Annotated in this window: 16 protein-coding genes; 9 read left to right on the forward strand and 7 right to left on the reverse strand. The window is 63.0% G+C overall.

Translation table 11 applies throughout. The annotated features are described in order from the left end of the window. Positions 1 to 51: 51 nt before the first annotated feature. Positions 52 to 546 (forward strand): hypothetical protein, encoded by a 495-nt coding sequence (locus ACX93L_RS06600; RefSeq protein WP_459404082.1) that lies wholly within the window; start codon positions 52 to 54, stop codon positions 544 to 546. A 91-nt stretch (positions 547 to 637) separates the two neighbouring features. Here ACX93L_RS06600 and ACX93L_RS06605 read toward each other — a convergent pair whose 3' ends face one another. Next, positions 638 to 2,452 (reverse strand): methyl-accepting chemotaxis protein, encoded by a 1,815-nt coding sequence (locus tag ACX93L_RS06605; RefSeq protein WP_459404083.1) that lies wholly within the window; start codon positions 2,450 to 2,452, stop codon positions 638 to 640. A gap of 197 nt (positions 2,453 to 2,649) precedes the next feature. Between ACX93L_RS06605 and ACX93L_RS06610 the strand changes: the two genes are divergently transcribed. Beyond that, on the forward strand, positions 2,650 to 3,036 hold the full coding sequence (locus ACX93L_RS06610; RefSeq protein ID WP_459404084.1) for an acyl-CoA thioesterase: 387 nt from the start codon (positions 2,650 to 2,652) through the stop codon (positions 3,034 to 3,036). Between the two features lie 209 nt (positions 3,037 to 3,245). Beyond that, positions 3,246 to 4,541 carry a putative bifunctional diguanylate cyclase/phosphodiesterase gene (locus ACX93L_RS06615; RefSeq protein ID WP_459404085.1) on the forward strand — a complete coding sequence of 432 codons (1,296 nt, stop codon included), beginning with the start codon at positions 3,246 to 3,248 and terminating at the stop codon, positions 4,539 to 4,541. Positions 4,542 to 4,572: 31 nt separating this feature from the next. Here the strand turns inward: ACX93L_RS06615 and ACX93L_RS06620 are convergent, their stop codons facing one another. Beyond that, entirely contained in the window at positions 4,573 to 4,923 is a 351-nt protein-coding gene (locus tag ACX93L_RS06620) for a DMT family protein (protein ID WP_459404086.1), read from the reverse strand. Between the two features lie 302 nt (positions 4,924 to 5,225). On the opposite strand from ACX93L_RS06620, the gene ACX93L_RS06625 reads away from it, so the two are divergent. The 4 genes from ACX93L_RS06625 (at position 5,226) to ACX93L_RS06640 (ending at position 11,410) form a co-directional block, all read left to right on the forward strand. Beyond that, positions 5,226 to 7,220 (forward strand): putative bifunctional diguanylate cyclase/phosphodiesterase, encoded by a 1,995-nt coding sequence (locus tag ACX93L_RS06625; protein ID WP_459404087.1) that lies wholly within the window; start codon positions 5,226 to 5,228, stop codon positions 7,218 to 7,220. 134 nt (positions 7,221 to 7,354) lie between these two features. Beyond that, a complete protein-coding gene (gene uvrB / locus ACX93L_RS06630; protein WP_459404088.1) occupies positions 7,355 to 10,441 on the forward strand; it encodes an excinuclease ABC subunit UvrB in 3,087 nt (1,028 codons plus the stop codon). Beyond that, a complete protein-coding gene (locus ACX93L_RS06635; protein WP_459404089.1) occupies positions 10,441 to 10,641 on the forward strand; it encodes a hypothetical protein in 201 nt (66 codons plus the stop codon). The genes uvrB and ACX93L_RS06635 overlap by 1 nt, the downstream gene beginning before the upstream one ends. 277 nt (positions 10,642 to 10,918) lie before the next feature. Next, a complete protein-coding gene (locus ACX93L_RS06640; protein WP_459404090.1) occupies positions 10,919 to 11,410 on the forward strand; it encodes a histidine kinase in 492 nt (163 codons plus the stop codon). A gap of 568 nt (positions 11,411 to 11,978) precedes the next feature. Here the strand turns inward: ACX93L_RS06640 and ACX93L_RS06645 are convergent. After that, the gene (locus tag ACX93L_RS06645; protein WP_459404091.1) at positions 11,979 to 12,830 is read right to left on the reverse strand and encodes an ergot alkaloid biosynthesis protein; all 852 of its coding nucleotides are present in this window, start codon (positions 12,828 to 12,830) and stop codon (positions 11,979 to 11,981) included. Between the two features lie 12 nt (positions 12,831 to 12,842). Then, complete coding sequence (locus ACX93L_RS06650) at positions 12,843 to 13,283, reverse strand: nuclear transport factor 2 family protein (protein WP_459404092.1); 441 nt, start codon at positions 13,281 to 13,283, stop codon at positions 12,843 to 12,845. A 58-nt stretch (positions 13,284 to 13,341) separates the two neighbouring features. Here ACX93L_RS06650 and ACX93L_RS06655 point away from each other — a divergent pair, with 58 nt between their 5' ends. After that, on the forward strand, positions 13,342 to 13,953 hold the full coding sequence (locus ACX93L_RS06655) for a TetR-like C-terminal domain-containing protein (RefSeq protein WP_459404093.1): 612 nt from the start codon (positions 13,342 to 13,344) through the stop codon (positions 13,951 to 13,953). 543 nt (positions 13,954 to 14,496) lie between these two features. Here the strand turns inward: ACX93L_RS06655 and ACX93L_RS06660 are convergent. Beyond that, entirely contained in the window at positions 14,497 to 15,114 is a 618-nt protein-coding gene (locus ACX93L_RS06660) for a DnaJ domain-containing protein (protein ID WP_459404094.1), read from the reverse strand. Positions 15,115 to 15,582: 468 nt separating this feature from the next. Here ACX93L_RS06660 and ACX93L_RS06665 point away from each other — a divergent pair, with 468 nt between their 5' ends. Then, complete coding sequence (locus ACX93L_RS06665; protein ID WP_028735154.1) at positions 15,583 to 15,795, forward strand: cold-shock protein; 213 nt, start codon at positions 15,583 to 15,585, stop codon at positions 15,793 to 15,795. Positions 15,796 to 16,015: 220 nt separating this feature from the next. On the opposite strand, the gene dusA is transcribed toward ACX93L_RS06665, so the two are convergent. After that, on the reverse strand, positions 16,016 to 17,050 hold the full coding sequence (gene dusA / locus ACX93L_RS06670; RefSeq protein WP_459404095.1) for a tRNA dihydrouridine(20/20a) synthase DusA: 1,035 nt from the start codon (positions 17,048 to 17,050) through the stop codon (positions 16,016 to 16,018). 435 nt (positions 17,051 to 17,485) lie between these two features. Continuing rightward, complete coding sequence (locus ACX93L_RS06675; protein ID WP_459404096.1) at positions 17,486 to 17,923, reverse strand: DUF1489 family protein; 438 nt, start codon at positions 17,921 to 17,923, stop codon at positions 17,486 to 17,488. Positions 17,924 to 17,973: the final 50 nt, after the last annotated feature.

The raw sequence follows: 17,973 nt of genomic DNA on the forward strand, positions 1-17,973 counted from the left end.
GACGCGCCTAGATTGGATCGAAGTCAAACGCCCCGGCAAAAGGAGATGGTCATGCGTTTCGGGACATGCCTTGCGACAAGCCTGTTTTCCCTCTTGACCCTGGCGCCGGCCCTTGCTGCCGAATGCGACGCCTGGAAGGCGGAGATCTGGGACGTCGAGGGCGGTAAAGCGATGACTGCACATATCTGCAATCCGGCCACCGGCGACGATCGCCAGCCGATGCTCTACCTGCAATGCCAGGACAAGGACGTGCTGGCGATGCGCTTCGACGATGGTGGGGAAGGCAATCCGCCCGACGGCAATCCGGAATGGGGCGCCGATTTCACCATCGGCGGCGGCGAGACAAAGATCGTCACCCGTTTTCAATATGAGGCTATGGACGGCGTCCTCTACGCACCGGTGCCGCTCTCCGGCCCGCTCGCAGCGTTGCTGAAGGGCGGCGACCAGATCACCATCGCACCGCCGATCGACAACTACAAAACCCGCACTTTCCCCTTGAAAGGGTCGAGCGCAGCGATCGCGACACTGGCAAAGACCTGCCGCTGACGGCGTTCCCCGACGACTGACCGACAGAAAAGGGCGCCGGCCGAGATCTCCGCCGGCGCCCTTTTCATTGCTCGTTAGGCGGCCCTACGCCTCAGGCGGCGCGACGGCCCGCTTGCCCATCTGCCGTCGATTCGACACGCAGCCGCGACAGCAGTTCGCGCAGGTGCCGGCTTTCCTCTGCCAGCGTCTGGCCGGCGGCCGAGGTTTCCTCGACCATGGCGGCGTTCTGCTGGGTCATCTGATCCATGTGGTTGACCGAGGTGTTGATCTCGTGCAGGCCGGTCGCCTGTTCGCGCGCGGCGGTGGCGATCGTGTCGACGTGATCGTTGACCTGGTTGACCAGCTTCTCGATCTCGACGAGTGCCTCGCCGGTCGAACGCACCAGCGCCACGCCGTTGCCGACCTCGGCCGCGGAGTCGCTGATCAGCGTCTTGATCTCCTTGGCCGCATTGGCGGAACGCTGGGCGAGTTCGCGGACTTCCTGGGCAACGACAGCGAAACCGCGACCGGCCTCACCCGCACGAGCCGCCTCGACGCCGGCATTGAGGGCCAGAAGGTTGGTCTGGAAGGCGATTTCATCGATTACCGAGATGATCTGGTTGATGCGGTTCGACGAGCTTTCGATCCGCCCCATGGCGTCCACCGCGTTGCGGACAATGTCGCCGGAACGATTTGCGCTCTTCTTCGTCGCGGCAACCATGTCGCGGGCCTCGTTGGCACGCTCCGAGGCGGTGCGAACAGTCGCGGTGATCTCATCGAGGGCGGCAGCCGTTTCCTCGAGGGCCGCGGCCTGCTGCTCGGTGCGCCGCGACAGGTTGTTGGTCGCCTCGCTGATATTGCCGGCGCTGTCGCTGACGACATCGCTGGTCTGGCGGATGGAGCCTATGACGCTGCTCAAGGCGGCGACCGCGGAGTTGAAATCGCGACGGAGCTTTTCGTATTCCGCGCCGATCTCGCCGACATGGACCGTCAGGTCGCCCTGGGCAAGCCGCTCCAATGCATCGCCGATTTCGTGGATGGCGTAGTTCTGCCGCTCGGAAGCGCTGCGCAGAACGGTCTCGTTGTTTTCGCGCTCGGCGTCGAGGCGCTGCTGCTGTTCGGCTTCACGGCCCCGCATCGTGATGCGGTCACGCACGGAATCGCGCAGCACGATGAGGGCATTGGCCATGCCGCCAATCTCGTCGCGGCGGCCGGCGTCGACGATTTCCGTGTCCACCTTTTCCTCGGCGATGCGGCCCATGGCCGATTTCAGACGGTTGACCGGCTGCACGACGCTGCGGACGACCGCATAGGCGCAGAAGAGGATGACCACGACGCTCGCGGCGATGATCGCACCGAACCACAGGGCATTGCTGTAGAACATGGCAGCCAGGTCATCCGCATAGACGCCGGTGCCGACGATCCAGCCCCAGGGTTCGAAACCAACGACGTGGGAGAATTTCAGGACCGGCGCCTCGAAACCCGGCTTCGGCCAGTAATAGTCGACGAAGCCTTCCTTGCTTTCCTTCACGGTCTTCACGAATTCCATGAAGATGTGCTTGCCGTTCGGATCTTTGTTGCCGCTCAGGTCCTTGCCGATCAGTTCCGGCTTGATCGGGTGCATGACCATCACCGGCGTCATGTCGTTGACCCAGAGATAGCCGTCCTTGCCGTAGCGCATGGCGCCGACCACTTCGAGGGCCTTGGCCTGCGCCTCATCGCGGGTCAGCGCCCCGTCCTGCTCCATCTTGTGGTACCTGGCGAAGACTGCAAGCGCCGTCTGGTCGATCGCCGCCAACCCGGCCCGCCGCTCCTGAGCGAGCGAATTGTAGGAGTAGAACAGGCTGAAGGTGAGTGTCGCCACAAGGACGCAGAGTGCCAGCGCCACCAGCAGGTAGAGACGAATTGAGATGCCAACATTCTTCACGGCGTAAAATCCCCGATAATTATGAGGGGAATGGTCTATTTGATACATTACGAAATCGATAAAGACCGATACCCTAATTTTGGGTAGTCAGAAGGATGAGACCGCCGCCCGCCGGGGCCGTTGCCTCGCCGCCTTGAATTGCCTAGCCTCGCCGGCAGACGAATCCCGAGAGCCACAGCGAGCGAGCGAAATTGCAGATGAACGACAAGCCGACACCCAAGGGTGAACTGACGCTGCGCACCCTTGCCATGCCGGGCGATGCCAATGCCGCCGGAGACATTTTCGGCGGCTGGGTCATGGCGCAAATGGACCTCGCCTGCGGCATCCGCGCCGCCGAACGGGCACGCGGCCGCGTCGTCACAGCCGCGGTCCAGGAGATGGCCTTCGCGATGCCGGTCAAGATCGGCGACACTTTGTGCGTCTATACCGACATATCAAAGGTCGGCCGCACCTCCATGACGCTGTCCGTCGAGGTCTGGGCGCAGCGCTACCTGACCCACACCATGGAAAAGGTCACGGCAGCGACCTTCGTCATGGTGGCGCTCGATCACGACGGCAAGCCGACACCGGTGCCGGCCGAGTGACGCAGTCGCGCGACCGGCGACCTCATTCCTCCTGAACGGCCTGTCGCGCGCACCAAGGTCTACCTCTTTCGGGTGGTTGGATTTTTTTAAGCTCACAACTCTAATATAGCCTTCAAGAATAGTCGAAGACCGAGCGCGCGAGATAAAGCTTGACGGAAGGCGGACCACAGAAAACAGGTGATCTTGGCACGGACGCCGATGATCAACGGGTGATCTATGCCTACAAGGTCGTGTCGGTTGCCGGATTTACCATCGGAGTATTCTGGACGGGCCTTTTTGCCTGGCTTCATCTTTGGCCACTTGCCTTCGCAGAAGTGCTTTTCGCCCTGCTCGGGCTGACGGGCTGGATGCTTACCCGGGCAGGCCGGCTAACCGGTGCAATTCTCGTCTGCGAATTCGGTTTCCTTGCCTTCGCCGTCGGGTTCTGCGCGACCTTCGACATCCCGACCGAGGTTTCGCCCCGCGTCTCGCACCTCTATCTGCCCTCGCTGGCCATCCTGGGCTACATCAACTACATGCGACAGCGCTCCCGGGTGCACCTCGTCTTCGTCGTAGCATGCCTCGCGACCTTCGTCGCCTTTTCGAGCGCGCACCTCGCCCTGCCGTTCGCCTCGCCGATCCCCGAAGAAATGCGCGGCATCGGCACCTGGATCAATGCGACCGTCGCAACCCTTCTCTGCTGCGGCAGCATCTACGTGATGCAGCGAGAGTTCGCGCGTCAGCAGGGAATGGTGCAGGATCTGCGGACCGCCTTGCGAAATCAGGAGCTCGAACTGTTCTACCAGCCGCAGGTTGGGGCCGACGGCAAGCTTCTCGGCGCGGAGGCGCTTCTGCGCTGGAAACATCCGGAACACGGCACCATCTCGCCGGCAGCCTTCATTCCGGTGGCGGAAGAAGCCGGGCTGATGCCGGAACTCGGATCATGGGTACTGAAGAACGCCTGCCGCACGCTGGCGAGCTGGCGCGACGAGCCGTCCCTCGCCTCGCTCACTCTCGCCATCAATGTCAGCGCCAGCCAGTTCATGCTCGACGGCTTTGAACGCACCGTGCTCGACGCCATCAGTGAGAACCGTATCGATGCACGCAAGCTCAAGCTCGAACTCACGGAAAGCGTTGTGATTTCGGGACTGGAGCCAATCATCGGCAAGATGACGGCGCTCCGCGCCGCCGGTGTCGGCTTTGCGCTTGACGATTTCGGCACCGGCTACTCGTCTCTCAGCTATCTCCGGCGCCTGCCGCTGGACCAGTTGAAGGTCGACCGCAGCTTCGTTCAGGAATGCCTGGACGAGGGCCGTGGCGCATCCCTTATCAGGAGCATCATCCAGATCGGCCTGGACCTCGACCTTCGGGTCTTGGCCGAGGGCGTGGAAAACGATCAGCAGTTCGCCTTCCTGCGCGAGGCGGGATGTGCCGAGTTCCAGGGCTACCTCTTCGGCAGGCCGGTGCCGCTCGCCATCTTCGAACGGCAGGCCCGGGCATACGCCGTTGCTGCAGAAGCCGGCTGATACGCTCTAGCTGCGTCCGCTCGACTTCAGGTCATGCCCTGAAGATGAGTGCGGCACCACCGGCAATCAGGGCAAACCCGAGGAAGTGGTTGATGGTCAGCGACTCCTTCAGCCAGAAGATCGAAAATCCGGAAAACACCAACAGCGTGATGACCTCCTGGATCGTCTTCAGCTGCGCGGCCGAATAGACCTCCGCGCCGATGCGGTTGGCAGGTACGGCCAGGCAGTATTCGAAGAAGGCGATGCCCCAGCTCACGAGGATCGCGAGGAAGATCGCCGAGCCCTTGAACTTCAGATGCCCGTACCAGGCAAAGGTCATGAAGACGTTGGACAGGGACAGAAGCACGATCGGCCAGATCGCGGCGGGACTGAAAGTGGGCATGGAGATATCCTGAGCTCGAAGCGGTCCGACGACACCGGGACCTCATGCCCGAAGCCGCGGCGAATCCGCTGACAATGGTCGGACAATGCCGGATTCGGCCCCGCTCGTCCAATCCCGCCCGGTGGTCCTGCACCGGCTCGATACCGTTCTGCACAACCACCGGTGCAGGCAGTTGCATGGCAAGGAGGCAATTTCTTGCCGCCTCCCGCGCCGTTAAATGAATTTTATCATAATCATGACAGCCTCACGCATGGGAGTAGCCTGCACTTTCAGACAAATCAATTTTCAATCGGATATTGCAGTTGAACCAACACGACCTGCCGATCAACTCGAAATTCCTGCCCGCGATCCGGCGTGCGCAGGCGAGCCACATCTTGCAAGGACTGAGTTCGACCCTGGTCTTCAACGCCGCCATCTCGCTTTCCGCCTCGATCATCGTTGCCATCAGCAGGGGCCTCCAGACTGGCCTTCTCGCATGGAGCGCGACGATCGCGCTCGTATTGGCCTACCGCGTGTTCAGCGCGGCCCGCCTTCGACGCTTCAATTATGTCGAGAGCCATCCTGACTACGCATTACGCCTGGTTTCCTTCGGGGCATTTCTGACTGGCATTACCTGGGCAGCCCTGCCCTTCTGCATTCCGGATTTCGAGGCGACAGGACGCGACGCGACCATCTCGCTGGTGATGATCGGCATTTCGGCCGGATCGATGGTCCGCGGCATGGGCTTTGCCCAGATTTCCATGGCGTTCGCGCTGCCCGTGCTGATTTCGGTTATCTTCACACTCACGGACATGGGTGGGCCCTCGGCGGCGGTGATGGTGTTGAACGTCATCGGTCTCATGATGGTCATGGTCCGCAGCAACCTATCCGCTGAACGGGTCTTCGTCAGCAACGAACTTGCCAAGCTGGAAGCGACGGCCCTGGCCGATTCGCTCGCAACCGCCAATGACGACATCCTGCAGAAGAACAGCCGCCTCGAAGTGCTCGCCAATCGCGACCCGATCACCGGGCTCGCCAACCGCATGCACTTCAACGGGCGTCTACTCGGAGAGATTGCCGGCGCGCAGGTAAATGGCGGCAATGTCGCACTCCTCCTCCTCGACCTCGACCGCTTCAAGCAGATCAACGACGCGCTCGGTCACAGCGCAGGCGATGCAGTTCTCGCAGAAGTGGGCCGGAGGCTCAGCCGCATCATCGGCGACGACGGCGTGACCGCCCGCCTCGGCGGGGACGAGTTCGCCGTCATCCTGTCCGGCACCGACGCCCGCGAACGTGCCCTCGTCCATTCCGCCGCCATGCTCGAAGCCAGCCGCCAGCCGATCGCCTACGGCGGCGCACAATCGGTCGTCGGCGTCAGCATCGGGCTGGCCACCTTCCCGGATCATGCCGGCAGCGCCGAGGACCTGCTCGCCAGCGCCGACATGGCGCTCTACGAAGCCAAGGGCAAGGGGCGTCGCCAGATCCAGGAATTCGATCCGGACCTCAAGGCAGTCGCCGAACGCCAGCGGCTGATCGAGCAGGATCTCGAAGCCGCGATCCGTAGCGGCGCGATCGAGACATGGTTCCAGCCGCAGGTCGACCTCGAAAGCAACGGGATTGCCGGGTTCGAAGCCCTGGTTCGCTGGCATCATCCGCGGCTCGGCTTCGTGTCGCCGCCGGAAATCATCACCGCCGCGCAGTCCCTGCATCTGGCCGAAACGCTGACGGCGCACATCGCTGCCTCCGTCTGCAAACTGCTGACCCGCCTGCCGTCGCTCGAACTGCCGGACGTCACCGTCGCGCTCAACATCTCGCCGCGCGAATTCGCCCTCTATTCGGTCGCCGACATGCTCGAACTGGTCACCTGCCAGCACGGCGTCAACCCCGCACGCCTGGAAATCGAGATCACGGAGGAGGCCATTCTCGACTCCGATGGCGCGGGCGAACAGCTCAAACGGCTCGAAACCGCGGGCCATAAGCTCGCCGTCGACGATTTCGGCATGGGCCATTCCTCTCTTGCCTACCTGATCAGCCTGAAGATCGACCGCCTGAAGATCGACCGCAGCTTTGCCCGCAACGTGGCGGCCTCGCGCCCCAACCAGGACCTCATCGCCGCGCTGGTCGGGCTCGGCTACGCCCTGTCGCTCGACATCGTCGTGGAAGGGGTGGAAACCGCAGAGGATGCGGCCATCCTCAAGATGCTCGGCTGCCGCGTCGCCCAGGGCTATTTCTTTGCCCGCCCCATGCCCGTCGAAGCCCTGATCGCCTGGATCGGCCGTCACCGCCAGGAAGCCGGCGAACGCAAGGCGGTCGCCTGAGCCCGCGCCGCCTCGTCCGGCCGTCCTCCTCCTGCCACCATCCTGTCAGTTGACCCCTGGCCCGTTGCTTTTTCGTTCCGGTTTTCCGGCCGCGCCCCCTTTCCTTTGCAGAGCGGATTCTCCATATTCGCCGCATGGCCAAAGCACCGAAAAATTCATCCGCCGCCCCCGGTTTCGAGGAGGCTCCCCAGGCATCGTTCGACGGCGCGCCGCTGTCGGGATCGGTGGCCGACTGGGTGAAGCAGCTCGAGGCGGAGGCAGAGGCATCGAGCGTCGAGACCCAGCGCGAGATCGCCTCGAAGGCCGGCAAGCACCGCAAGAAGATCGAGATCGAGGCCCGCAAGCACGCAGAGAAGGTCGCGGCGACGCGGTCGGCGCGCGGCACCTCGATGGGCGCGTCGAGCGACCCGAAGACCCGTGCGGCCGCCGGCCTCAACCCGGTCGCCGGTATGGACGTCTCGCTGGAGGAGGCCGCCAGTCTGGCGCCCGGCGCGGTTACCGCGACCGTGGACGCGCTGTCGAAGCTGATCGAGAGCGGCAATCCGCTGTTCAAGGACGGCAAGATCTGGACGCCCCACCGCCCGGCCCGGCCGGAAAAGTCGGAAGGCGGCATCGCCATCCGCATGCAGTCCGACTACCAGCCGGCCGGCGACCAGCCGACCGCCATCAAGGATCTCGTCGAGGGGCTGAATGCCGGCGACCGCAGCCAGGTCCTGCTCGGCGTCACCGGCTCGGGCAAGACCTTCACCATGGCCAAGGTGATCGAGGAGACGCAGCGCCCCGCGGTCATCCTTGCACCGAACAAGACGCTCGCCGCCCAGCTCTATTCCGAGTTCAAGAACTTCTTCCCCGACAACGCGGTCGAGTATTTCGTTTCCTACTACGACTACTACCAGCCGGAAGCCTATGTCCCGCGCTCCGACACCTTCATCGAGAAGGAATCGTCGATCAACGAACAGATCGACCGGATGCGCCACGCCGCCACCCGCGCCATCCTTGAGCGCGACGACTGCATCATCGTCGCCTCTGTATCCTGCATCTACGGTATCGGTTCGGTCGAGACCTATACCGCCATGACCTTCCAGATGAATGTCGGGGACAGGCTGGACCAGCGCCAGCTTCTCGCCGACCTGGTCGCCCAGCAGTACAAACGGCAGGAGATCAATTTCGTCCGCGGCTCGTTCCGGGTGCGCGGCGATACCATTGAAATCTTCCCGGCCCACCTTGAAGATGCCGCCTGGCGCATCTCGATGTTCGGCGACGAGATCGACGCGATCACCGAATTCGACCCGCTGACCGGCAAGAAGACCGGCGACATGAAGTCGGTGAAGATCTACGCCAACTCGCACTACGTCACGCCGCGCCCGACGCTGAACGGCGCGATCAAGTCGATCAAGGACGAGTTGAAGGCCCGCCTGGCCGAACTCGAAAAGGCCGGACGCCTGCTCGAGGCCCAGCGCCTCGAACAGCGCACCCGCTACGACGTCGAGATGCTGGAGGCGACCGGCTCGTGCGCCGGCATCGAGAACTATTCGCGCTACCTCACCGGCCGCAAGCCGGGCGAGCCGCCGCCGACGCTGTTCGAATACATCCCGGATAACGCGCTGATCTTCATCGATGAAAGCCACGTCACCATCCCGCAGATCGGCGGCATGTATCGCGGCGACTTCCGCCGCAAGGCGACGCTCGCCGAATACGGTTTTCGCCTGCCGTCCTGCATGGACAACCGCCCCTTACGCTTCGAGGAATGGGACGCCATGCGGCCGCAGACCGTCGCCGTCTCCGCCACCCCCGGCAACTGGGAGATGGAGCAGGCCGGCGGCGTCTTCGCCGAACAGGTCATCCGCCCGACCGGCCTGATCGATCCGCCGGTCGAGGTGCGCTCGGCAAAGACCCAGGTCGACGACGTGCTCGGCGAGATCCGCGAAACCGCGCTCAAGGGCTACCGCACTCTGGTCACGGTGCTCACCAAGCGCATGGCCGAGGACCTTACCGAATACCTGCACGAGCAGGGCGTCCGGGTCCGCTACATGCATTCCGACATCGATACGCTGGAGCGCATCGAGATCATCCGCGATCTGCGCCTCGGCGCCTTCGACGTGCTGGTCGGCATCAACCTTCTGCGCGAAGGCCTCGATATTCCGGAATGCGGTTTCGTCGCCATCCTCGACGCCGACAAGGAAGGCTTCTTGCGCTCGGAGACGTCGCTTATTCAGACCATCGGGCGTGCGGCGCGAAACGTCGACGGCAAGGTCATCCTCTATGCCGACCAGATCACCGGCTCGATGCAGCGGGCGATGGACGAGACGTCGCGCCGCCGCGAGAAGCAGATGGCCTACAACACCGAACACGGCATCACGCCGGAATCGGTCAAGGCGAAGATCTCCGACATCCTCGATTCGGTCTACGAACGCGACCATGTGCGCGCCGACATTTCCGGCGTCGCCGGCAAGGGTTTTGCCGATGGCGGCCATCTGGTCGGCGGCAATCTCCAGGCCCATCTCAATGCGCTGGAAAAGCAGATGCGCGACGCCGCCGCCGACCTCGACTTCGAGGCCGCCGCACGCCTGCGCGACGAAATCAAGCGCCTGAAGGCGGTCGAGCTCGCAGCCATGGACGACCCGATGGCGAGGCAAGAGGCCAAGGCCATCGAAGGCGGCAACGGCAAACCGACCGGGCGCCGCGGGTCGGGTTCCCCGCTTGAGGGCGACACACCTGAAGATCACCCCGCTTTGTCGGCTGCCTCGACATCTCCCCCTCAAGGGGGGAGAGTGGCGGACCAGGCCTCCTACTTCGCAAAGCCCTCCCGCGACGACATGGGACCGGGCACCGACATGGTGCGCCCCTTGCGAGAGGGCGAGCCCCGCGTGTCGCTGTCCAGCCGTTCCAAGACCGGCCGGTCGCGCTTCGAGGGCCGCCCGCCCGCCCCACAGGATGCGGAGGCCGCCGAGGCCCGCGCCTCGCTGTTCCGTAAAAATAGCCTGGACGAGATGACCGTCGGACGGACCGAAAAACCGGTCACCGGCCGGATCCCGGAGAAGCCGCCCGGGGTCCCCGCCAGCGATGCCGGCAAGACAGAGGGCGGTACCGCGCGCTCAGGGCCGTCCGACGATCCCCGCCCCATCATCCGCGCCCGGGCCGGCGCCGGTTCCTACGAGGATCCGGGCGACGAGAAACGCAAGGGCCGCACCAAGGGCAAGACCGGACGGCCGGGTCGCTGATGTCGGATATCGGATCGCCGTTTACCGCCGCCGACATCGCCATGATGGTGCTGGTCGCTTCCCTTCCCGGCCTCGTGCTGGGCGCTTTCGGCGGTGCGCTGCTGCATCGCAGCCGCCGGGGCCCGGGCGCGCTCTATGGCGGGCTTGCCGGCCTCAGCCTGACACTCCTCGCCTGGTCGCTGTTCCTGACGGCGACCTGAGAACGGCGCGAAAGCGCATGCCCGTTCAGGCGCCGGTGCCGGATCTCCGTGGGTGCCTCCGGCATCGTCGCCTTCACCGTGCGATCGCCGTCGGGACCCGGGCCTGCCGGACCGCGCCGGGTCGTCAGGCCGCTGCTCCTCGCGCGTCGTGATTCCCCCAGAAATCGCACTGGATTTTCTCTCCGCGCCAGCGTTACGGCAATCGCGCCTTAAAACTTCGCGGCTAATCTTGCCGCCGCAGTTTCACGGCCGTTTCGGCCCCATCCAGGAGAATATCATGAAGTCCATGCTGACCGCCGCCTTTGCCGCGCTGATACTTGCCACCGCAGCCGAAGCCGGCGCACTCAAGTTCCCGTCCGACGCGCCCGTCGCCGAGATCGCCGTTCCGGACGGCTGGGAGCTCGGTGAGACCGATACCGGCATCGAGGTTACCTCGCCGGACGACGCCGTCTACTTCTTCATCGACGTCGCCGACGCCAAGACCACCGAGGCCGTCATCGAGGACGCCGCCGCCTTCCTCGGCGAAAACGGCGTGACCGTCGACCAGAAGTCGCTCAAGGAAAGCCACGACACGCTGAACGGCATGGAAATGGCCAATCTCGACTGGGACGGCACCGACGCCGACGGCCCGGTCTCGATCGGTCTGTCGATCGTCCAGGCCAAGCCCGACAAACTGCTCGTCATCACCTATTGGGGCACCAAGGGCGAACAGGAAAAACACGCCGCCGACCTCGGCGCGATCATCAGTTCGCTGAAGCCGGTGAAGTAAGCCTAGCGCCGCCGGCGCGGCATCCTCCTCTCCCCTTGAGGGAGAGGATAGTTCGCACCAAGAGGCGAAGCCGATTGGCTTGGCGAACTTGGTGAGGGGGCATCGGCTGCGGCCAAACACCCCCTCACCCACAGAATCTAGCACTTATAGCTCGGCCCGGTATTCGCAAGAATGGCGGCCACGCATTTCACGATCCGTCCCCCATCGCCGGAAGAAGGCGGCGACCCTCTCCGGCGCTTCTTTATCTCACGAAGAAGCAAGAAGTTTGTAAGACAAGCGATTCCAATAAAAGTGCGAAACGGCTTTGCTGGAATTGCGTGAAAACAAAGAGATGGAGCATTGTAGGCAATTGTATTTTCGCCGGTCTCGCTCGGCGTGTTATTGACGCGATAGGCCAGCGGGTGACAATCCCAGTCGACGCGGGTTTCACCTTGAAAGCTCAAAGACTGAAGCAAGCGCGCCCAATAGGTTCAGATCCTTCCTGCTGGGCGCACTGGTTGACGCATCTGTTCGACTTGAGGAGGCGTATCGATCTGCGCGAGGGTGACGGAAAGATCGTGCACCTCCATCAAATCTGCTCTGGCTTGCGAGCCCAGGCGTTTTTGTGCGCGCGGATGAATTCAGAAGCAGATGTAGGAGATTGACCCGTCAGAGCGAACACGCCATCGCTGAGCCGGTCCTCACTGCCTTCGCTAATTCGGGCATCCATTTCCGCGAGTATTCTGGCATAGGCTTCGTCTAGCCCACCCCTTACATACCGTTCAGCCAGTTCGGATGTGGTCAGGATGATATGCTTGATTTCCCGGCCGACCACATCGCTGATCTTGTCCGCAACATCCGCATACGAAAGGGTTTCCGGGCCCGTCAAAATAAAGTCCCGGTTCCACGAAGTTTCTGCCAGGAGAGCACTGACCGCCGCCTTCGCGATATCAGCCGCATCGATAAAACCGATCCGACCTGCACCCGTTGCGGAGTAGATCGCGTCTTCGTTCAGGATCGTCTCGAGATGCTGCTGTTCCGAGAAGTTTTGCATGAACCATGTGGGCCTCAACACGGTCCATTCCGGAACCTCATCGCGCAAATAGGCGTGGATCTGCCCCATCATCGGCCCGCCCGCTTCAAGGGATGACGCACTGAGCAGGACGAAACGCTGGACGCCACGCTTTCGCGCGATCTCGAGAATGGGAGGCACGATCGTGCCGTGGTCGCTGTTGTTGGTGGGCGCAACAATATAGACGGCAGTTACGCCGTCGAAGGCTGCGTCCGCTGAACGAGGGTCTTGCCAGTTGAAGGCGACATCATCGCCCCCTGAGGGTGAACGAGTGGCAATTCTCGTGCGTGCGCCTCTGGTGAGGAGTTCCTGACTGACGAGCCTTCCCGTCTTTCCCTTGCCGCCAATGACGAGGATCTGCGTTGACATGATCAAGTCCCCTCACTGCGTGTCGGCCGAAGGCGCGCTCTCGATTGCAGAGAGAACGATCAGCGGGTTCCAGTAGTCTCGATAGCGAGCAATTCGACCGTCCCTAAGCTCGAGGATTGACACATAATGCTGATCATAGCGGGCACCGGTCTCGGGCGAGTGACCCTTGCAGCTGAACTCGATGGCCGCCATGTCGCCGCTTGCCGAAATGAACGCCAGATGGTGCGCAATGGACTCAATCGAAATGAGTTTCGACACTGTCGGGAGATAGGCCTCGAGTGCCGCTCGCCCTTCCAGACGCCCCGTGAAACCAGGTGGGTGGTAGGGGAATTCGAACACGACGTCCTCCGCACACATGTCGAGAAGCGTTTTCGCATCTGGCGCCAGGGCATCTCCCAGAGCTTGCCGCAACAGCGCCGATAGACTGGGAAACTGATCGATAGAACTGGACATTCCGCTTTACTCCTTATCGATGGAACGATACCGTTTCGACGAATATGGGGCGAAATGAATGGAACGCAAGCGTATCGACGAAAAAAGTAGACGGCGTCCGAGCGGCGCGGCCGTTATGCGTGACGAAGTAACGGATTCCCTCCTGCGCGCATTTCTCGAGGAATGGGCCGTTCACGGTTATGCCGCACTGAGCTTGGAGAGAGTGGCCGCGCGTGCGGGAGCCGGTAAGGCCGCCATCTATCGCCGGTGGCCCTCCAAAGTTGCGATTGCGGCCGAAGCGGTGCAGAAGTTCGGGATGGTGCTGACCGATGTCGCCGACTACGGGACACTTAGGAACGACTTACAAGCATACCTGCTAATGTTGAGGCGTGCCCTGCGCCATCGCCTCGTGCGCAAGATACTTCCTGATCTTTATGCTGAAGCATCTCGTGGCTCGGAGCTCCTGCCCCTATTGAAGGATCTGTCCGTATCGCGTCGGCGCGGCGGAATGAGCTTGATCGAGCGGGCCATTGGCCGCGGCGAACTGCCCGTCGGTATCGACCGAGACCTTGCGATGGATATGATACCCGCATCCCTCTATTGGGGCATGATCGTTACACGACGTCAGATTACACGGGTACAGATCCAACGGCAGGTCGATGCGCTCGTGGCCGGCCTTCAAGCTATCTAGACCGCCCTATTTTGGTCGCTCACGCTTCTGCCTCCAATATGGTGCGCGTTGGTGCAGACATTTGCCGCTGAAACTAGCCATAGTTCGAACAAGGAAACCAGTTCAGGTTGTGTGGCAGTATTCGGAACGAGATTGCCATAACAGTTGCGGCCGTAAACCGTAAGATCGTGCCCGGCAAGGCGGGATCGGCGCTGAGGGGTTCGAGCGATCGCAGACCGGCTCCTTCGGGGTCCGCGAGACATGGTCTTCCCCTGGCGACGTTGGGGCATGGGTCGAGGCCTCGACGGCCAAAACCCCCGCCGGCCCTGACAGCGCGCCGGGTGCGTCTTGAAGGCGTCACATGGGCAAAGACCGGATCGTTGGGGGTATGCGGGCGTCCGCCGGTCGAGAGACCGGGTCCGCCTCAAGAAATCCCCGGCAGGATCCGGCGCCGCAGAGAGACCGAACCTCGCGGGCAAAGACAGCCGAACGGGGCGCCGCAAGGTGCCACATAAACTTAAACTTACGAGGCAGCTTCGGCGCCCCGTCCGTTCCGGCCCGGCCCTATTCGGCGGCCTCGGCTTCCGGCTTCGGCGCGGCGAGCGGTTCGAGCTCGTAGGAATAGCCTTCCAGCATGGCATAGGCGCGCTCGATCGCCTCGATCTGTGTCTCGGCGGTGCGGATCGCATCGGTGATCGACTGCGCCCGGGCCCGCAGCATCGAGCCGAGCACATCGTTTTCCGGCCGCCGCCCGATGCGATCGGCATGCTGACGGACCCGGGTGCGGTGGCGCTCCAGCTCGAGAATGTGGAAGCGGGCCTTCAATAGGTCGTCTGTCAGCTTGCGGCGAAGCCCCGCGACCGGGTCGAAACTGCCCGGCTCGCGCTCGTCGAGGATCATGTCGTTGACCAGCGTCTCGAGCATCATCAGGCCCTTGAGGTCGGCGGCGTCGGCGAGTGCCGGATCATAGCCGGTGTCGTCATAGACCTTGCGGCGCACCGGGTCCTTCAGCAGCTCGTAGGAAGCCGTCACCCGGGCAAAGCCGTCGAGATCGCCTCCGGCGTCCGGATGGGCGGTCTTGGCCATCCGGCGATAGGCGGCCTTGATCGCGGCGGCGTCCGCATCACGGTCCAGCCCGAGCAGTTGATAGGGATCGATCACGGCGGCAGTCATCCTCGGCATGTCAAAACGGGCCCCCGCAACGGTCCTAGAGTGTCGCGCGGCGCGCTTCAAGTGACAAGCGGACTTGTCCAAAACATGACGGCCGCCATGCTTTCGCCGTCGTCCACAGGAGAGGCACGCAGTATACGACCCGCCAGCCCATGCTGCGCCGCAACCAAACGCCAGCCCCCAAATCTTAAGGGATTCAACCGGTTGCTTGCAGGTCCAGCGCGACTCACCCGGCTTTGGCTCTTGCCTTTTTCGGAAAAAGGCTCTACCGATTCTTCCGTTCGGGCACTAATGATCCCGGAGACTGGACCGACTGTATCGACCACGCGCTGTGGTTCTGGGGGCTTACTCCCGCTTGTAGACGTTCTTTCCCCGATATCGCGACTTCCGACTGGCCCTTTATGCGAAGGGCATGCCGCCCCCTCTTCCGGCCTGCCGGGCGTGGGGACCAAACGACAAAAGGGAAAAAGGAACTCTCCCATGGCCACCAAAGGCACCGTAAAATTCTTCAACCAGGACAAGGGCTTCGGCTTTATCACGCCGGAAGGCGGCGCAAAGGACGTATTCGTCCACATCTCCGCTCTCCAGGCTTCGGGCATCCAGACCCTGAAGGACGGCCAGCAGGTTTCGTTCGACACCGAGCCGGACCGCATGGGCAAGGGCCCGAAGGCCGTCAACATCCAGGCTTTCTGAGCCTGTTCGCCCCAAGGCGATGATTTTTCGAACGGCGTCCCTCGGGGCGCCGTTTTGCATTCCGGCCTTTTTTTGGCATGACGTTACGGAATGCATCTGACGTATGGGAGACAGATTTTCTTGTCCCCGGCCCTGAATTCTGCGGCACCATGGTCGCGAGGAGGAAACCCGCGCCAGGTCCCGGCGGGCGTGGCTCCGTGTCAGGCTCCCTGCCCGGCCGTCAGACCGCCGCCTGGCGGGTTTCGGGCACGAGCTTCGGGCCGCCCGCGATGTCGACGGCGGCGAAGGCTTCGGCAATCACCTGCGGGCCGGCGTCGCGGCGGGTCGCATCGGAGGAGAGGATTTGCCGGTAGCGCCGCGCCCCGGCAAAGCCCTGGAACAGGCCGACCATGTGGCGGGTGACATGGATCAGCCGTCCGCCGGATGCGATATGCGCCTCGGCATGGGCCATCATCGCGTCGCGCACCGCATCCCAGTCGGGCTCGCTCGCTTCGGCGCCATAAATCTTCTCGTCCACCTCGGTCAGCAGCGTCGCATTGTGATAGGCGGCGCGGCCGAGCATGACGCCGTCCATCACCTCGAGATGGGCCAGGGCCGTCTCGATCGTATCGATTCCGCCGTTGATGCCGAGAAAGACGTCCGGGTTCTCGCGCTTCATCCGGTGGACAAGCCCGTAATCAAGGGGCGGAATGTCGCGGTTTTCCTTGGGGCTCAGGCCCTGGAGCCATGCTTTGCGGGCGTGGATCCAGATTGCGCCGGCACCGGCGGCCACCATCCGGGCGAGGAAGTCCGGCAGCACCGTCTCCGGCTGCTGGTCGTCGACGCCGATCCGGCACTTGACGGTGACCGGCACGGTCGCGACCGCCTTCATCGCAGCCACGCAGGCCGCCACCGTCTCCGGCTCGCGCATCAGGCAGGCGCCAAACGTGCCGGACTGCACGCGGTCGGAGGGGCAGCCGACATTGAGGTTGATCTCGTCATAGCCGTAGTCGGCGGCGATCTTCACCGCCTCGGCGAGCTTTTGCGGATCCGATCCGCCGAGTTGCAATGCCACCGGATGCTCGGCCGCATCAAACCCCAGCAGCTTGTCGCGCTGGCCGTGGATTACTGCATTGGCGACCACCATCTCGGTATAGAGCAGCGCGCGGCCCGTTAGCTGCCGGTGAAAGAAACGGCAATGGCGATCGGTCCAGTCGATCATCGGGGCGACGGCGAAGATCTTCGTCCCCGGCGTGTAAAGCGGTGCTAGCGTCATGGGCGGTCAGATAGCTGCACGGGCGGCAATCTGCAAGGGTTCGGGTTTTCCGGCTGGCTCTCTGAATTCCGTGACGCTGGAAGCAAGGTCCTCCTGCGGGCAGCTGAGGCACAATGTTGCGCGCTCAATTGGGCCGGGACCGGAACCCACGCCAAAACCAATCGACGAGAATATTGAACCAGAAATATCCGCCCTGAGGCGGCGGAATGCCGATCTTCTTGCCGCACCTGCACATGAGCGCAAAGCCTGCATAACACAGCGAAATGACAATCATGACGATCATACTCTTGAGTGTCTCGTCTGAATGGAACGCCAAGAACAGTACAGTCAGGATGACGATCGACCGCCCCAACACCATTCGCAGCAGGGAGAGATCTCCATCCTCGTCTTCCGGGATGCCTCTTCCCTGTTCCTCGCCGGCCTCCGCCGCAGCCCCTACAACAGCCCCAGTTCCGCGAGTTCGCGTTTGAGGTCTTCCGGCATTTCCTCGAGATTGGCGCCGGAGGCGCCGAGGTCGCGGGGGGCGGCATCGGGTTCCAGGTAGCGCCAGCCCTGGAAGGGGCGGCGCGGTGCCGGCGTCACCTCGATCACTTCCGGCCCGAGGATCAGCTCGCAGCGGGAGATCCCGTCGCCGCCGGTAAAGGTCTTGATGTCGAGAAGCTTCTGCCGGGCGGCGACCTGACCCTTGATGATCCAGTAGAGCGAACCGCCGTCGAGCAGTTCGTCGGCCCGCTTCGGCACCATGCGGGTGACATGGCTCGACTGCGGCGGCAGGCCGGCAGCGACCGCGACCAGCGCGCGTTCGGCCACCCATTCGCGAAGATCGTCGAGACTGTCGGCGCCAACGCAGAGCTTGATCAGATTGAGTGTCATGGCTCTGGTGATAGCCCGCGAGGCGCCGGCGTCAAGGACAAAGCGCCGAT

The sequence above is a fragment of the Rhizobium sp. CAU 1783 genome, from assembly GCF_054551725.1.

Excerpts from the sequence above, each read along its gene's own strand:
- ACX93L_RS06645 (WP_459404091.1), bottom strand. The coding sequence starts at position 12,830 with ATGTCAACGCAGATCCTCGTCATTGGCGGCAAGGGAAAGACGGGAAGG.
- ACX93L_RS06665 (WP_028735154.1), top strand. The coding sequence starts at position 15,583 with ATGGCCACCAAAGGCACCGTAAAATTCTTCAACCAGGACAAGGGCTTC.
- ACX93L_RS06620 (WP_459404086.1), bottom strand. The coding sequence starts at position 4,923 with ATGCCCACTTTCAGTCCCGCCGCGATCTGGCCGATCGTGCTTCTGTCC.
- uvrB (WP_459404088.1), top strand. The coding sequence starts at position 7,355 with ATGGCCAAAGCACCGAAAAATTCATCCGCCGCCCCCGGTTTCGAGGAG.
- dusA (WP_459404095.1), bottom strand. The coding sequence starts at position 17,050 with ATGACGCTAGCACCGCTTTACACGCCGGGGACGAAGATCTTCGCCGTC.
- ACX93L_RS06675 (WP_459404096.1), bottom strand. The coding sequence starts at position 17,923 with ATGACACTCAATCTGATCAAGCTCTGCGTTGGCGCCGACAGTCTCGAC.
- ACX93L_RS06610 (WP_459404084.1), top strand. The coding sequence starts at position 2,650 with ATGAACGACAAGCCGACACCCAAGGGTGAACTGACGCTGCGCACCCTT.
- ACX93L_RS06655 (WP_459404093.1), top strand. The coding sequence starts at position 13,342 with ATGGAACGCAAGCGTATCGACGAAAAAAGTAGACGGCGTCCGAGCGGC.
- ACX93L_RS06600 (WP_459404082.1), top strand. The coding sequence starts at position 52 with ATGCGTTTCGGGACATGCCTTGCGACAAGCCTGTTTTCCCTCTTGACC.
- ACX93L_RS06640 (WP_459404090.1), top strand. The coding sequence starts at position 10,919 with ATGAAGTCCATGCTGACCGCCGCCTTTGCCGCGCTGATACTTGCCACC.
- ACX93L_RS06650 (WP_459404092.1), bottom strand. The coding sequence starts at position 13,283 with ATGTCCAGTTCTATCGATCAGTTTCCCAGTCTATCGGCGCTGTTGCGG.
- ACX93L_RS06660 (WP_459404094.1), bottom strand. The coding sequence starts at position 15,114 with ATGCCGAGGATGACTGCCGCCGTGATCGATCCCTATCAACTGCTCGGG.
- ACX93L_RS06635 (WP_459404089.1), top strand. The coding sequence starts at position 10,441 with ATGTCGGATATCGGATCGCCGTTTACCGCCGCCGACATCGCCATGATG.